The sequence below is a fragment of the Curtobacterium poinsettiae genome (genome assembly GCF_047226435.1).
Lineage (GTDB): Bacteria > Actinomycetota > Actinomycetes > Actinomycetales > Microbacteriaceae > Curtobacterium > Curtobacterium poinsettiae.
The window spans coordinates 349,405-363,545 of record NZ_CP178434.1 but is presented as its reverse complement, the minus strand read 5'-3'; the positions used below and the strand labels follow the sequence as shown (position 1 = coordinate 363,545).

Below are 14,141 nucleotides of genomic sequence, written 5' to 3'. Positions count from 1 at the left end.
CGCCGGCGCCCGGGTGGGAGCGCAGGGTGTAGTCGAAGAGCTGCTCGGTGGTGCTCATGCGTGGGCGCCCCCTTCGAAGCCGGCCTCGTACTGGGCGAGCCAGGCCTTCTGCTCGGCGATCCGCGGGTGCGGTTCGCGGTACACGTTGTCGAACATGACGTCGACGGACGGTGCTGTCAGGGCGACGGTTCGGCGGCGGACGTCGGCGGCGATGTCCTCGCCCTCTGCGTCGAACGCGGCGAACTGCTCGTCCGTCGCGCCCTTCGAGCGCAGGTACGCCTCGGACCGGACGATCGGGTCGCGGAGGACCCACTCCTCGAGCTCCCCGTCGGCGCGGTAGCGGCTCGGGTCGTCCGAGCTGGTGTGCGCACCGATGCGGTAGGTGTCGGCCTCGATGAAGGCCGGGCCCTGGCCGCTGCGGGCGTGCTCGGTCGCGACGACCGAGGCCGTGTAGGACGCGAGGATGTCGTTGCCGTCGATCAGGACGCTCGGGATCCCGAAGCCGCGCGGGCGGTCGACGAGCGGCGTCGGGGACTGCACCGACACCGGCACCGAGATGGCCCAGTGGTTGTTCTGCAGGAAGAAGACGACCGGCGCCTTGGTCGACGCGGAGAACACGAAGGCCTCGTTCACGTCGCCCTGGCTGGTGGCGCCGTCGCCGAAGTAGACGATCGAGCAGGCGTCGCGGTCCGGGTCGCCCGTGCCGACGTCGCCGTCGAGCTTCTGGCCGAGCGCGTACCCGGTGGCGTGCAGGGTCTGCGAGCCGATCACCAGGGTGGAGATGTGCGTGTTGCCGCGCTGGTCCGGGTCCCACCCGCCGTGGGTCTGCCCGCGGTACATCGCGATGATCTCCATCGGCTCGACGCCGCGGTGCATCGTGACGGCGTGCTCGCGGTACGACGGGAACACGTGGTCCTGGGCGCGAAGGGCGAAGGCGGAGCCGGTCTGCGCAGCTTCCTGCCCGTGGCTGGGCACCCACAGGCCGAGCTGGCCGGTGCGCTGCAGGTTGTGGCCGGCGTGGTCGAACCGACGGGTGAGCACCATGCGGCGGTGCATCGCCAGCAGGGTCTCGTCCGGGATCGCTCGCGCGGCGGCGGCGAACTCGGCGTTCTCGTCGGTCTCCACGAACCGACCCTGGGGGTCGAGGAGCCGGACGGTGGTCGTCGCGGGAGCCGCGGCGCGGAATGACATGCGGGCCAGCGTAGCGCCAGGCACTAGTCGGCCACCTGGAGGTCCCCCACAAGTGAGCGGGCTGTTTCGAGGAGCGTTCCCACAGCTTCGTGCTCGCCGATCGAGATGCGGATGCCCTCCGGCGGGAAGGCCCGGACGATGATCCCGGCGTCCTCGAACGCGGCCGCGGCGGTTGCCGTGCGGTCCCCCGTCGGCAGCCAGAGGAAGTTGCCCTGGGCGTCGGGGACGTCCCAACCCTGGGCCCGGAGCTCGGCGACGATCCGGTCGCGCAGCGCCGCGATCTCGGTCACGCGTTCGAGCAGTTCGGCCTCGCGTTCCAGGCTGGCGAGCGCTGCAGCCTGGCCCTGGGCGGTCACGGACAGTGGGATGGCGCAGGCACGGACGGCGTCGAGGACGTAGTCCGGACCGAGCGCGTAGCCCACCCGGAGGCCGGCCAGCCCGTACGCCTTCGAGAAGGTGCGGAGGACCACGAGGTTGGGGTGCGCGGCGAGCAGCGGGTGGCCGTGGACCGCTGCCTCGTCGGTCACGAACTCGGCGTATGCCTCGTCGAGCACGATCAGCACCGACTGCGGCACCGCTGCCATGAACGCGTCGAACTCCGCGGCGGTCACGATCGGCCCCGTCGGGTTGTTCGGTGAGCAGACGAGCACCATGCGGGTGCGCTCGGTGACGGCAGCGGCCATCGCGTCCAGGTCGTGCCCGCCGTCGGCACGGTTCGGCACCTGCACGCTCGTGGCACCGGCGACCGTGACGACCCCCGGGTAGGCCTCGAACGAACGCCAGGCGTAGACGATCTCGTCACCGGGGCCCGAGGTGGCGCGGGCGAGCTCGTGCAGGATCGCCACGCTGCCCGGGGCGACGTGCACCTGCTCGGCGGTCAGCCCGAAGCGGTTGGCCAGCACGGCGCGCAGGGCGAGGGCGGTGGCGTCGGGGTAGCGGTTGAACGACGTCTGGGCCTGCACGGCCTGGACGACCCCGGGGAGCGGCGGGAACGGGTTCTCGTTGCTCGACAGCTTGAAGGCGGAGTCGGACGCCTGACGTCCCTGCTTGTAGGCGGGGAGGACGGCCACCTCGGGCCGGATGTGCACACGCTGCTCGGTCACGGGTTCAGGCTACCGGCCCGTGCGCGGGTGGCGGAGGGCATCATGGACGCATGCGATTCCTCGTCCGCCTCGTCGTCAACGCCCTCGCGCTCTGGCTCACCACGCTGATCGTCAGCGGCGTCTCCGTGACGCCCTTCGGTGACGGCGGGACCACCGCGACCGTGCTCACCTTCCTGCTCGTGGCGTTCGTGTTCGGCCTCGTGAACGCCGTGATCGGCACGCTGATCCGGATCGTGGCCTTCCCGATCTACATCCTGACGCTCGGGCTCATCTCGTTCGTCGTCAACGCGATCCTGTTGCTCATCGTCGCCGGCATCTCGGAGGCGTTCGGCTTCGGGCTCGAGGTCGACTCCTTCGGCTGGGGCATCGTCGGTGCCTTCGTGCTCGCGGTCTTCGCCTGGCTGATCGGGCTCTTCGCCCGGCCGGTGCTCAACCGCCAGCGGGCGTGAGGTCGGCGGACCTCGCGGAGGACCCCGCCCTGCGTCATGATGTGCTCATGACCCAGGACGTCGACGCCCCGTTCCGCGTCTCGTTCGTCTGCAGCGGCAACATCTGCCGCTCCCCCATGGCCGGTGTCGTGTTCGCGCAGATCGCCGCGGACGCCGGTCTCGCCGACCGTTTCCAGGTGGAGTCGGCCGGCACGGGTGACTGGCACGTGGGTGAACCCGCCGACGAGCGCACGATCGCAGCGCTGGCAGCGCGCGGATACGATGGCAGCAGGCATCGCGCCCGTCAGTTCGACCCGGACCGGTTCCCGGACCTCGACCTGGTGGTCGCACTCGACCGCTCCCACGAGCGCATCCTGCGTTCGTGGGCCCCGACCATGGACGACTCCGCCAAGGTGACGCTCCTGTTGCGGTACGACGCCGCCTGGCCCCAGCAAGCCGACGTGCCGGACCCGTACTACGCGGACCGGCACGAGTTCGACCGAGTGCTCTCGACCGTCGAACGGGCCTGCCGGGCGCTCTTCCACCAGCTCGAGCCGGCAGTCCGTCAGGGAGCCCCATGACCCCCCTTCCCCCGCAGCCGATCAGCCCGCTCGACGGGCGCTACTACCCGATCGTGCACACGGTGGGCGAGCACCTCTCCGAGGCCGGCCTCAACCGCGCGCGCATCGTGGTCGAGGTCGAGTGGCTCATCTTCCTGACCGACCACGCCATGTTCACCACGTCGCCGCTCAGCGTCGACGACAAGGCGGCACTCCGTCGGATCGTCGAGACCTTCGGCCAGGACCAGATCGCGGAGCTCGCCGAGATCGAGGCGACGACCCGTCACGACGTGAAGGCCGTCGAGTACTTCGTGCGCCGCCGACTGTCCGAGCTCGGGCTCGACGCGATCGCCGAGCTCACCCACTTCGCCGCCACGAGCGAGGACGTCAACAACCTGTCCTACGCGCTCACCGTGCGGGACACCGTCGAGCAGGTCTGGCTCCCCGGCTTCCGGGCCGTGCTCGAGAAGCTCCGGACGCTCGCCGTCGAGCTGCGGAGCGTGCCGATGCTCTCGCACACGCACGGCCAGCCGGCGACCCCCACGACGCTCGGCAAGGAGCTCGCGGTCGTCGTCTACCGGCTCGAGCGCGTGCTCGCCCAGATCGAGGGCGGCGAGTACCTCGGCAAGTTCTCCGGCGCGACCGGCACCTTCTCCGCGCACCTCGCCGCGGACCCCGAGGCCGACTGGCCCGCCCTGTCCCGCGAGTTCGTCGAGGGCCTCGGCCTGACGTGGAACCCGCTCACCACGCAGATCGAGTCGCACGACTGGCAGGCCGAGCTGTACGACCGGGTGCGTCACGCCAACCGGATCCTGCACAACCTGGCGACCGACGTGTGGACCTACATCTCGATGGGGTACTTCACGCAGATCCCCGTCGCGGGTGCCACCGGGTCGTCGACCATGCCGCACAAGATCAACCCGATCAAGTTCGAGAACGCCGAGGCGAACCTCGAGATCTCGTCGGCGATCTTCTCGACGCTGTCCGAGACGCTCGTGACGAGCCGCCTGCAGCGCGACCTGACCGACTCCACGACGCAGCGGAACATCGGCGTCGCGTTCGGGCACTCGCTGCTCGCGCTCGACAACCTGCGCCGTGGTCTGGGCGAGATCGCCGTGAACGAGGCCAAGCTCGCCGACGACCTCGACCACAACTGGGAGGTCCTCGCCGAGGCCATCCAGACGGTCATCCGCGCCGAGGTCACCGCCGGACAGTCGAACATCGAGGACCCCTACGCGATGCTCAAGGAGCTCACGCGGGGCAAGCGGGTGAGCCAGCAGGACCTGATCGTCTTCGTGAACCGCCTGGACATCTCGGACGGCGCGAAGGCCCGGCTGACCAACCTGACGCCGGCGACCTACACGGGCCTGGCGGACGAGCTGGTCGACCACCTCGACGTCTGAGCGCGGCGGCGCGAGCTGGGGGATGCGGAAACCTGAGCGGTTCGATAGGTTGGAGCTGCTGAGTACATCTCAGCACGGGGGGCGTCGCAGTGGATGCACCCTGTCCACTGACCGGATGGATCTCCACACCGTGCTTCGTTCTCGCATCACCGCGGCCGCCGTCGGCGCCACCGTGCTCGGCGTCTCCGCCGCCCTCGTCCCGACGGTCTCGACCGCCCTGTCGACGGACGGCTCCGCTTCGGCCATCGTCACCTGGACCGACTCGGCCGACGACTTCACGGCCGCGCCGACCGGCACGTTCCCGCTGACCGACCAGTGGTACTGGGCGGACATCACCGACGTGGGCGGCGGTGGCACGATCACCGACCACGCCACGATCGACGAGGACGGCCTGTCGGTCTCCGAGGGCGAAGCCGTTGCACTGATCCGTGGCCTGAACAAGCCCGTGGCCCCGAGCGCCGTCCCGGCCCTCGCTTCCGGCATCAGCATGACGACGACCGGGGCGACGTCGTTCGGTCTCGCCGTGCAGGCAGGCGGCGACTCCACCGCGCAGTCCGTGGTCTTCGCCACCGACGAGCCCGTCACGGATGGCGGCGCGAGCGTCGACGGCACCAAGAACTGGATCGACCCCTCCACCGGTGACGTCGAGTCGTCGGCCGAGCTCGCCGCCGACCTGCGTGACGCGGACGCCGAGGTCGTCGGCTACGTCGTGTACGTCGGCCTCGACATCGCCGGCGAGATCACCACTCCGCCGACCGAGCCCACCGAGACGCCGGCCCCGACCGACCAGCCCACCCCGGCCCCGACCGTGAACGGCGCTCCGGCTCCGACCGCCGAGGTGCCCGGCACCGAGCTGAAGAGCCTCGCCTCGCCGCTCGAGGTCAACGGCCAGGCCCTCGCCGCCGACGCCAGCGGTTCGATCTCCGCGCTCCGCGTCGACGACACCACGACGTACTTCACGCCGCAGCCCACCGCGACCGCCGACGCGCCGACGTCCTTGCGCGTTTCGCAGACCCTCACCGGATTCCAGGTGACGGGTGCAGGCTTCGCACCGAACGAGTCCGTCGCGGCGACCGTCACGCAGGGCGGCGAGACCTACTCGATCCGCACCAATGCTTCGGTGGCGGACGATGAGGGCGACGTCGTCGTCGTGGTGGTCCTGCCCGAGGGTGCCGTGAGCGCCGGCGCGTACACCGCCACGCTCGAAGGCCGATCCTCGAGCCAGACCGCTTCGGCCGACGGCTCCTTCATCGCCGACCCGGCCGCCGCCGGTGACCCGGGCACGGCTCCGGTTGCCGTCCCGGTGCCCGGAACGGCGACCTTCACGGGCTGATCTTGCCGATCCTCCCGACCGAGCCACGGCGGCGTGCGACTGTGATCGCCGCCGCCGTGGCCGTCGTCTGTGCGGGGGCCGTCGCGTTCGTCGCGCTCGGCCCCCTGTCAGCCGCACCCGCCCCGACCCCGACGCGGTCCGCCGCCGCACCGACCCCCACCCCGACGACGCCGAAGCCGACCCGTTCGGCAGCACCGGTCGACGGGATCGACGCCCCGACCAGCACCACGGTCGCTGCCGCCACGGGCGCGTCCGTCCCGGTCAGCGCGAGCGCGGGTGGCACGGCGACGCAGACCCTCGAGAACCCGCAGGCGTCCGGAGCCCCGCTCGTCCTCCGGGTCGTCGACCAGCAGGACGGCTGGGCCGAGGTGCAGCTCGCACAGCGCCCGAACGGCAGCACGGGCTGGGTGCCGACCAGCGCCGTCACCCTGTCCGAGGACCCGTACGCGATCGTCGTCACCCGTTCGACGAACACCCTCGACCTGTACAAGGCCGGCAAGGTCGTCGACAGCTACCCCGTCGCCACCGGCACCGGTGGCACCCCGTCGCCGACCGGTCGGTTCGCCCTGACCGAGCTGCTCGCGCCGACGAACGAGGGCTACGGCCCGTACGCGTACGGCACGACGGCGTTCTCGGACGTGCTCAACTCGTTCGGCGGCGGCCCCGGACAGATCGGGCTGCACGGCACCGACGACACGTCGAGCATCGGCACCGCCGCCTCGCACGGCTGCATCCGCATGCACAACGCCGACATCACCGCGCTGGCGGAGCGCCTGCCGCTCGGCACGCCGTTCCAGGTGCGCTGACGTTCCAGGTTCGCTGACGTTCCAGGTGCGCTGACAGGCGGCCTGGAGGCGCGGCGTGCGCCCGGCAGTGGGCGCCACCGTCTCAGGTGGTGACGTCCAGGGCGACGGCGACCAGCGCCTCCAGGACGGTGCGCACCACGGGACGGACGGCACGGTCGGGGCGTACCAGGGCCTCGATGCGGCGTCCGGCACGGACGTCGGCGAGTTCCGCCAGGTGGAAGCGCCCGGCGGCCCGCGTGCCCGTCGTGTACCGCGGGACGAGCGCGATGCCGTGCCCGGCGGCCACCAGGTTCTCGATGAGCGGCAGGTGGATCGTGCGGAACGCGACGCTCGGCGGGGTGTCCGTCGCCGCGGCCATGGCGTGCAGGACCCGGTCGATCGGGTACCCCTCCGGGACGCCGATCCACGTCTCCCCGACGACCTCGTCGATGCCCACGCGCGCGCGGCCGGCCAGGGCGTGGCCTGGTGGCAGGGCCACGTCGAGGGGCTCCCTGAGCAGCGGGACGGTCTCCACCGATCCTTGGTCGGCCGGTCGGACGCCGTCCGACCGGTGCCCGACGACCACGTCGTGGTCCGCCGCGAGCGGTGCGAAGTCTCCCTCGCTGACGTCCACGTCGACCAGGGTCAACGCGATGCCCGGGTGCGCCTGCATCCGGGTGAGCACGCCGGGCAGCAGCAGTTCCGCCGCCGACGGGAAGATCGCCAGCGACACCGGTCCGGTCGTCCCGCCCAGGTGCTCCTGCCAGGCGGCGTCCACCCGCGCGATGGCGATCGCGACCCCGGACGCCAGGCCGGCGAGCACCTCGCCGTGCGGGGTCAGCCGGACCCCGCGGCCGACGCGTTCGACCAGCGGGACCCCGACCTGCCGTTGCAGGGTCTGCAGCTGCTGGGAGACGGCGCTCGGTGTGCGGTGGGTGGCCTCGGCGACGGCGGTGACACTCCCCCGCTCGGCGAGCTCCCGCAGGACCGCCAGCAGCTGCACGTCGAAGTCGACCATGCAGGGACCCTACATCGTGGTTCGCGAAGGTTTCGATGGACCTACAACGTCGTGCCCGGGACGATGAGGAGCATGACCGCCCGAGACCGCCTCCTCGCCGTCGTCGTCGCCGTGGTCTGGGGACTGAACTTCCCCGCGACGGCACTCGCGCTCGAGCACTTCCCGCCGTTCCTGCTCGCAGCGCTGCGGTTCACGATCCTGGCGGTCCCGACGCTGCTGTTCGTGCCGCGGCCCCGGATCCCGTTCGGGCGACTGCTGCTCGTCGGCCTGGGGCTCGGGGTGCTGCAGTTCTCGTTCCTGTACCTCAGCATGGCGTCCGGCATGCCGTCGGGGCTCGCCTCGCTGGTGCTGCAGGCCTCCGCGCCGTTCACGGTGGTGCTGGCCGGGGTGTTCCTGCGCGAGCGGCTGACCGGACGGCAGGTCGTCGGGGTCACCGTCGCCGTGGCCGCCCTCGCCGCGATCGCCCTGCACCGCTCGCAGACCGCCGCGCTGCTGCCCGTCGTGCTCGCGCTGTGCGGTGCGCTCGGGTGGGCGATCGGCAACGTCGCGACCCGACGAGCGGGAGCCGCGAACCCGCTGCACCTGACCCTGTGGTGGTCCGTCGTGCCACCGGTCCCGATGGTTGTGCTGTCGCTCGTGGTCGAGGGGCCGGACCGCATCGGCACCGCACTCGGTTCGGCGTTCACGGCGGCCGCGCTGCCCGCTGACCTGGGCCTGTTGTACATCGTGGTCGTCGCCACCCTGGTGGGCTACGGCATCTGGTCACGGCTGCTGGCGGCCTACCCGTCGAGCACGGTCGCACCGTTCTCGATGCTCGTGCCGGTGGTCGGGGTGCTCGCGTCGTGGGCGGCCTTCGGCGAGGTGCCCGACCTGGTCGAGGTGCTCGCCGGCGCGGTCGTCGTGGCCGCCGTGCTGTGGTCGTCGCGCCCGGCCCGCGGGCCACGGCCGGGAGCGTACCCGGCGCCAGCCGCGGCCCCGGCACCGGCCCCGGCCCCGATCGACGGGGTCCCGGTTCCGGTGCTCAGCCCCGGTGCTGGCGACGCTCCGCGATGATCCCGGCGAGCGCCCCACGCAGGTGCGGGTAGCGGAACTCGTAGCCGGCCTCGGTCAGCCGGGTCGGCACCACCCACCGGCTCTTCAGCACGAGTTCGGTCTCGGTGCGGATCACGAACGACCCGAGCTCGAGCATCCACCGGAACGTCGGCACCCCGAACCGGCGCCCGACGGCGTCGCGGATGGTCGCCATGACGGTTCGGTTGTCGGACGGGTTCGGGCTCGACACGTTCACCGGCCCCTCGATCTCCGGGTGGTCGCGGAGGAACCGGATCGACCCGAGGACGTCGGCGATGTGCACCCAGCTGAACCGCTGCTGACCGTGGGTGGGCCGGTGGTGGTGGTAGGTGCCGGCGCGGAGCCGGGATCGGGTCGGCACCCACGGCCCGTCGTACTGCGGCCCACCGAGGCCGGCCTGGGCGAGCCGGAGGAGCGGCAGCAGGGCGCTGCCGTCGCCGAACACGATCGCCATCCGGAGTGCCACACGACGGGTGCCGGGCAGGTCGGCGCCGAAGAAGGCGTCCTCCCACGCGCGCGCCACCGAGACCGAGAACCCCTCGCCGATCTCCCCCGTCGCTTCGTCCTGCGGGCGGTCGTCGGCGTGCCGGTAGATCGTCGCGGTCGAGGCGTTCAACCACAGCGGCGTCGGGTGCTCGGACGTCCGGATGGCCTCGGCGAGCTCGAGCGTGGTGTCCACCCGCGAGCGCATGATCTCGGCGCGGTTGCGTCGGCCGTACCGGCAGTTGACGCTCTTGCCCGCCATGTTCACGACGATGGCGGCGCCGTCGACGAGTTCCCGGATGCGCATGGTGTTGCCCCACACGGCGTCGCCGGTCCGCCCGATCGTGACGACCTGGTAGCCCTCTTCCGTGAAGGCGTCCCGCAGGTACTGCCCCACGAAGCCGCTCGCTCCCGCGATCACGACGCGGCCCTTCTGGTCGCTCATCTCATCCCCGTTCTGTGTCCGGCGCGATCTCGTACCGGAACGCCCCCTCGTACCGGTACAGCGTGCCGACCACCGGTGCCGCGAGCACCAGGGACACGCGCTGCAGGTCGGCTTCGTCATCGAATCGTTCCACGAGCGTCACACGCGGTGCGATCAGGGCCGGGCGCGGGCCGCTCAACGGCAACGCGCCAGCGTTGCGCGGGCCGCGCCGGGCGAGCCTGCGAGCCCGGTCACCTCACGTCCCAGCGCTCGGACCGTCACACGCGTGGGGACCAGGCGCAGCGCGACCGGCTCACGGTTCGATCCTGGCATGTCGTCGGTGCGGATCCCTACGATGTCGCACATGGGACACGACCACGGGCACGGCGTCGGGCACGCCTCGGAGCGCGCCCTGCTCATCGCGTTCTGCATCTCGGCGGGCATCCTGCTGGCCGAGGTCGTCGGCGCCGTGGTCACCGGTTCGCTCGCGCTGCTCGTCGACGCCGGGCACATGGTCGTCGACACCGGCGGACTCGGCATCGGGCTCGTCGCGACGCGGCTCGCCCGCCGGTCCCCGACCGCGCAGCGCACCTGGGGCTTCCAGCGGGCCGAGGTCCTCGGGGCCACCGCACAGGCCGCCATCCTGCTCGCCGTCGGGGTCTACGTGATCATCTCGGCGGCCCAGCGGCTCGTCGTGCCGGAGGAGATCCACTCCGGGCCGCTGCTCGTGTTCGGCATCGTCGGCCTCGTCGGCAACCTGGTGGCCTACGCGGTGCTGCTGCGGGCATCGGGCGAGGGGTTCACCTCGCGGGCCGCCCGGCTCGAGGTCCTCAACGACACACTCGGGTCGGTCGCCGTCATCATCGCGGCGATCGTGCTCATGCTGACCGGGTGGGAGCGTGCGGACTCCGTCGCCGCGATCCTGATCGGTCTGCTCATCCTGCCGCGGGCGATCCGGCTGCTGCGTGAGACCGCGAACGTGCTGCTCGAGTCGACGCCGCCGGGGCTCGACCTCGACGACGTGCGCGGCCACATCCTCGAGCTCGACCACGTCATCGCGGTGCACGACCTGCACGCGACGCTCGTGGCGACCGGGGTACCGAACCTGACCGCGCACGTGGTCGTGGACGACCACTGCTTCTCGACGGCGCACGCCCCCGCGATCCTCGACGAGCTGCAGCGGTGTGTGGCGGAGCACTTCGACGTGCCGGTGGAGCACTCGACCTTCCAGTTGGAGCCGGTGTCGCACCGGCGGCACGAGTACGAGGTGCACGCGTAGGGTCCCGCGCTCGGGCGTGCGGGCGTCAGCGCCCCGGTTCCGCGACGATCCACCAGGTGATCGACGCGTGGTCTGTCGCAGAACGGGTGTCCGCGGGTGCCGGGTCAGCAGTCGTCGGTGCGCGTGGGGTACGCCGTGATCACCCGGTCGGTGGTGGCCGAGACGATCACCTTCACCCAGGGCTCGTCGTCGGGGCGCGAACCGTCGTCGAACCGGACGGGTGCGGCGTAGCAGACCTTGCCGTCGCCGGCGTCGAGCGGGAACCCGGGGCGGGGGTCCTCGAGCGCGGTCTGCACCGCCGTGAGCATGGCGTCGTCCCAGTCGCGCGAGCCGTGCCCGGTGACGACGTCGCGCCAGTCAGCGGTGTGGCGCACCCGGATGTGCTCGTACCCCTGGGCCGCGGTGCCGCACTGCAGGGTGACGCGGCCCAGGGCCTGGGTCTCGTACTGCGCGACCGCGGCCTGGGTGGTGCTGTCGCACCGCGCCAGGGCGGCGGACCCGGGCAGGTCCGGCCCCGTGCGGGTGATCGTGACGGTGCCGTCGCCGGTGGCGGTCGACGCGTCGCTCGGCGTCCGCGCGGCCGAGCCGACGTCGATGGTCGGGTCGTCCGCGCCCTGCCGTGCCGTCAGGAACAGCCCGCCGGCGAGGAGACCCGCGGCCACCACGGCCGCGATCCCCGTGATCACGGGACGGTTGCGGTTCTGGGACACGCGCCCAGTATGCCGGAGGTGGGTCGCGCCTCCAGGCCGGCTCACGGAGGACGGAACCCGGTTCCGGGTGCGGGAGGCGGACGCCAAGCCCGCCCGCCGTCAGGCGCGCGCGGCCAGCCGGGTGCCGGCGACGACGGCCAGGACGGCGACGAGCACCACGTACCCGATCAGGACGGGCAGCGTCGGGATCACCAGCAGCGCTGCCCCGACGGCCACGACCGGCACGGTGAGCCCGGCGTACGCGATGAGGAACGTGGCTGCGAGCACGCCACCCCGACGCTCCGGTCCGACGAGTGCTGCGGCACTGCCGATCGCGGCACGGAACAGCAGGCCGACGCCGGCACCCGCGACGACCCCGCCGCCGATGAACCCGGCGACCTGCAGCAGCACCGCGGCGACGGCCAGGACGACCAGCCCGACGACCAGCAGCACCATGCCGAGCCGGATCTGCGCCCGCTGCGACAGTCGGGCGAAGACGATCTGCGACAACGCGCTCGCGGCGAAGACCCCGAAGGTCGTGGCGCCGGCGGCTAGGCGGTCGGTGACGTGGAAGGTGGTACCGAGGAAGCTCGGCGCGACCGAGGTGAAGAGCCCCTGCACGGCGAGTGCGGCGAAGGCGGCTGCCCCGGCGGCCCAGAACGCGGCACCCTGCCCCTCGGGAGCCTGCATGCGCTGCGGTCGGTAGGCCACGGGCTGCTCGGGGCGGTCGACCGTCTCCGGTGCGGCGAGCACCAGCACGAACGCGACCGCCAGCGCGATGACGAACACCACGTAGGGGACCATGAGCGGCTGCCCGACGAACTCGGCGAGGGCTCCACCGACCAGGGCGCCGAGCGACAGCCCACCGAGGTTCACGGCCCCAGCGGCGACGCTCGCACCCTTCGCGGAGTCGCTCGACCCGGTCGCCCGGACCCGGAGTTCACCGAGGTGCGCCGTCGCGGTCGCCGTCAGCGTCCCGACGCCGAGGCCGGTCACGAGCCGGGCGACGATGAGGCCGGTGACGTCGTTCCAGAGCAGGAACAGCACGGCGGCGACGAGCTCGAGCGCGATCGACACCAGGATGAGTGGCCGCCGCCCGTGCACGTCACTGAGGTGCCCCGCCAGGTACAGCGACCCGACGACCCCCACCCCGTACGCGGCGAAGATCACCGTCGTGGTGAACGTCGGGAACCCGTCGCGGGCCTGGTAGATGACGTAGAGCGGCGCGGGGACGGTCGCGAAGGCCATCACCGCGAGGAACGCGAACGCGACGACCCAGAAGCCGAAGCCGTGACGCCGACGGGTGTGGACACGGCGTCCGCGCGGCGCGACGACGCGGTCGCTCGCCGATGCGGGCGCGGCGCTGGTGGCGGGGACGGTACCCGTCGGGGTCTCGGTGACGGTTGACATGCTCTGATGATCGCGTGCGCGGTGCATCGAGTCCAACGGATGCCCTTGATGTCAGTGATCGATCTGCTCGATACTCAGACGATGGAGACCCGGCTGCTCGAACAGTTCGTCACCGTCGCCGCCGAGGGCAGTGTCACCCGCGCCGCCGAACGGCTCTGGGCCGCGCAGTCAACGGTGTCCGCGGGCATCGCCTCGCTCGAGCGCAGCTTCGGCGTGCGGCTGTTCGACCGCACCGGCCGACAGCTCGTCCTGACACCCGCCGGCGAGGACCTGCTCCCCCACGCCCGTGCGGTGCTCGAGTCCCTGGACCGGATGCGCGACCTGGCCACCGCCGACGACGCCGACCTGCGAGGACGGGTGCGGCTGGGCATCTTCACGAGCATGGACATCGTCGACCTGACGGGCGTCCTGCAGCGGTTCCGACGCCAGCACCCGCTCGTCGCCGTCGAACTGATGACCTCGCCGTCGGGGACGACCGGGCTCGTGCAGGACCTGGTCGCCGGGCGGCTCGACATCGCCTACACGGGCCTGCCCACCGTGCCCGCCGGCGTCGTCGTGGAGCCGTTGCGGGAGATGCCGTTCCGGGTGTTCACCGCGTCGGACCACCCGCTCGCCGGCCGGTCGTCGGTGTCGCTGGCCGAACTCGCCGACGAGCCCTTCGTCGACACGGCACACGGGTTCGGCAACCGGATCATCCTCGACGGAGCACTCGAGCGACTCGGCATCCGTCGGCGCATCGTCGCGGAGATGAACGACATGCCCGCCGTGATCCGGTTCGCCTCGGCCGGGCTCGGCGTCGGGGTCGTGCCGGACTCGGGCGTGCGGTACGACGGGGCGGTGCTCGACCTGGAGGACGAGGTCGACCCGCTCCGCATCGGCCTGGCGGTCCGGACGTCCCCGGAGCCGAGCCGCGCGGTCCGGACGCTGGCGCGCGACATCGTGGCGGCGCGGGTGGGGTGACGCT

Annotated in this window: 15 protein-coding genes; 8 read left to right on the top strand and 7 right to left on the bottom strand. The window is 72.0% G+C overall.

What is annotated here, in order from left to right; all coding sequences use genetic code 11:
* Positions 1–54: 54 nt before the first annotated feature.
* Entirely contained in the window at positions 55–1,191 is a 1,137-nt protein-coding gene (locus ACL00U_RS01775) for a thiamine pyrophosphate-dependent dehydrogenase E1 component subunit alpha (RefSeq protein WP_042538360.1), read from the bottom strand.
* Positions 1,192–1,214: 23 nt separating this feature from the next.
* On the bottom strand, positions 1,215–2,294 hold the full coding sequence (locus tag ACL00U_RS01770; protein WP_017886474.1) for a histidinol-phosphate transaminase: 1,080 nt from the start codon (positions 2,292–2,294) through the stop codon (positions 1,215–1,217).
* A 50-nt stretch (positions 2,295–2,344) separates the two neighbouring features.
* On the opposite strand from ACL00U_RS01770, the gene ACL00U_RS01765 reads away from it, so the two are divergent.
* From ACL00U_RS01765 to ACL00U_RS01745, 5 genes are all read left to right on the top strand, one after another.
* Complete coding sequence (locus ACL00U_RS01765) at positions 2,345–2,743, top strand: phage holin family protein (RefSeq protein ID WP_017886475.1); 399 nt, start codon at positions 2,345–2,347, stop codon at positions 2,741–2,743.
* Positions 2,744–2,790: 47 nt separating this feature from the next.
* Positions 2,791–3,303 (top strand): low molecular weight protein-tyrosine-phosphatase, encoded by a 513-nt coding sequence (locus ACL00U_RS01760; protein ID WP_017886476.1) that lies wholly within the window; start codon positions 2,791–2,793, stop codon positions 3,301–3,303.
* Positions 3,300–4,685, top strand: coding sequence for an adenylosuccinate lyase (gene purB / locus ACL00U_RS01755; protein ID WP_042538357.1), 1,386 nt, complete (start codon positions 3,300–3,302; stop codon positions 4,683–4,685). The genes ACL00U_RS01760 and purB overlap by 4 nt, the downstream gene beginning before the upstream one ends.
* A 115-nt stretch (positions 4,686–4,800) precedes the next feature.
* Positions 4,801–6,018, top strand: coding sequence for a hypothetical protein (locus tag ACL00U_RS01750; RefSeq protein WP_017886478.1), 1,218 nt, complete (start codon positions 4,801–4,803; stop codon positions 6,016–6,018).
* A 2-nt stretch (positions 6,019–6,020) separates the two neighbouring features.
* Positions 6,021–6,824: a L,D-transpeptidase family protein gene (locus tag ACL00U_RS01745; RefSeq protein WP_250894224.1), complete on the top strand. Its 804-nt coding sequence runs from the start codon at positions 6,021–6,023 to the stop codon at positions 6,822–6,824.
* Positions 6,825–6,906: 82 nt separating this feature from the next.
* Here ACL00U_RS01745 and ACL00U_RS01740 read toward each other — a convergent pair whose 3' ends face one another.
* On the bottom strand, positions 6,907–7,821 hold the full coding sequence (locus tag ACL00U_RS01740; protein ID WP_412873743.1) for a LysR family transcriptional regulator: 915 nt from the start codon (positions 7,819–7,821) through the stop codon (positions 6,907–6,909).
* 72 nt (positions 7,822–7,893) lie between these two features.
* On the opposite strand from ACL00U_RS01740, the gene ACL00U_RS01735 reads away from it, so the two are divergent.
* Entirely contained in the window at positions 7,894–8,874 is a 981-nt protein-coding gene (locus ACL00U_RS01735; protein ID WP_412873742.1) for an EamA family transporter, read from the top strand.
* On the opposite strand, the gene ACL00U_RS01730 is transcribed toward ACL00U_RS01735, so the two are convergent.
* Both ACL00U_RS01730 and ACL00U_RS01725 read right to left on the bottom strand, forming a co-directional pair.
* Positions 8,843–9,820, bottom strand: coding sequence for an epimerase (locus tag ACL00U_RS01730; protein WP_412873741.1), 978 nt, complete (start codon positions 9,818–9,820; stop codon positions 8,843–8,845). The two genes, ACL00U_RS01735 and ACL00U_RS01730, sit on opposite strands and share 32 nt — an antisense overlap.
* Before the next feature lies 1 nt (position 9,821).
* Positions 9,822–9,998 carry a DUF4166 domain-containing protein gene (locus ACL00U_RS01725; RefSeq protein ID WP_412874075.1) on the bottom strand — a complete coding sequence of 59 codons (177 nt, stop codon included), beginning with the start codon at positions 9,996–9,998 and terminating at the stop codon, positions 9,822–9,824.
* Between the two features lie 165 nt (positions 9,999–10,163).
* Between ACL00U_RS01725 and ACL00U_RS01720 the strand changes: the two genes are divergently transcribed.
* Entirely contained in the window at positions 10,164–11,078 is a 915-nt protein-coding gene (locus tag ACL00U_RS01720; protein ID WP_017886484.1) for a cation diffusion facilitator family transporter, read from the top strand.
* A gap of 104 nt (positions 11,079–11,182) precedes the next feature.
* On the opposite strand, the gene ACL00U_RS01715 is transcribed toward ACL00U_RS01720, so the two are convergent.
* Both ACL00U_RS01715 and ACL00U_RS01710 read right to left on the bottom strand, forming a co-directional pair.
* A complete protein-coding gene (locus tag ACL00U_RS01715; RefSeq protein WP_140448232.1) occupies positions 11,183–11,788 on the bottom strand; it encodes a hypothetical protein in 606 nt (201 codons plus the stop codon).
* A gap of 99 nt (positions 11,789–11,887) precedes the next feature.
* Positions 11,888–13,177 (bottom strand): MFS transporter, encoded by a 1,290-nt coding sequence (locus tag ACL00U_RS01710; protein WP_259575594.1) that lies wholly within the window; start codon positions 13,175–13,177, stop codon positions 11,888–11,890.
* 48 nt (positions 13,178–13,225) lie between these two features.
* Between ACL00U_RS01710 and ACL00U_RS01705 the strand changes: the two genes are divergently transcribed.
* Complete coding sequence (locus tag ACL00U_RS01705) at positions 13,226–14,137, top strand: LysR family transcriptional regulator (RefSeq protein ID WP_161598078.1); 912 nt, start codon at positions 13,226–13,228, stop codon at positions 14,135–14,137.
* Positions 14,138–14,141: the final 4 nt, after the last annotated feature.

What these genes read in the sequence shown, in the direction of transcription:
- ACL00U_RS01765 (WP_017886475.1), top strand. Translation starts at nt 2,345, where the DNA reads ATGCGATTCCTCGTCCGCCTCGTCGTCAACGCCCTCGCGCTCTGGCTC.
- ACL00U_RS01720 (WP_017886484.1), top strand. Translation starts at nt 10,164, where the DNA reads ATGGGACACGACCACGGGCACGGCGTCGGGCACGCCTCGGAGCGCGCC.
- ACL00U_RS01705 (WP_161598078.1), top strand. Translation starts at nt 13,226, where the DNA reads ATGTCAGTGATCGATCTGCTCGATACTCAGACGATGGAGACCCGGCTG.
- ACL00U_RS01775 (WP_042538360.1), bottom strand. Translation starts at nt 1,191, where the DNA reads ATGTCATTCCGCGCCGCGGCTCCCGCGACGACCACCGTCCGGCTCCTC.
- ACL00U_RS01735 (WP_412873742.1), top strand. Translation starts at nt 7,894, where the DNA reads ATGACCGCCCGAGACCGCCTCCTCGCCGTCGTCGTCGCCGTGGTCTGG.
- purB (WP_042538357.1), top strand. Translation starts at nt 3,300, where the DNA reads ATGACCCCCCTTCCCCCGCAGCCGATCAGCCCGCTCGACGGGCGCTAC.
- ACL00U_RS01740 (WP_412873743.1), bottom strand. Translation starts at nt 7,821, where the DNA reads ATGGTCGACTTCGACGTGCAGCTGCTGGCGGTCCTGCGGGAGCTCGCC.
- ACL00U_RS01730 (WP_412873741.1), bottom strand. Translation starts at nt 9,820, where the DNA reads ATGAGCGACCAGAAGGGCCGCGTCGTGATCGCGGGAGCGAGCGGCTTC.
- ACL00U_RS01710 (WP_259575594.1), bottom strand. Translation starts at nt 13,177, where the DNA reads ATGTCAACCGTCACCGAGACCCCGACGGGTACCGTCCCCGCCACCAGC.
- ACL00U_RS01760 (WP_017886476.1), top strand. Translation starts at nt 2,791, where the DNA reads ATGACCCAGGACGTCGACGCCCCGTTCCGCGTCTCGTTCGTCTGCAGC.
- ACL00U_RS01750 (WP_017886478.1), top strand. Translation starts at nt 4,801, where the DNA reads ATGGATCTCCACACCGTGCTTCGTTCTCGCATCACCGCGGCCGCCGTC.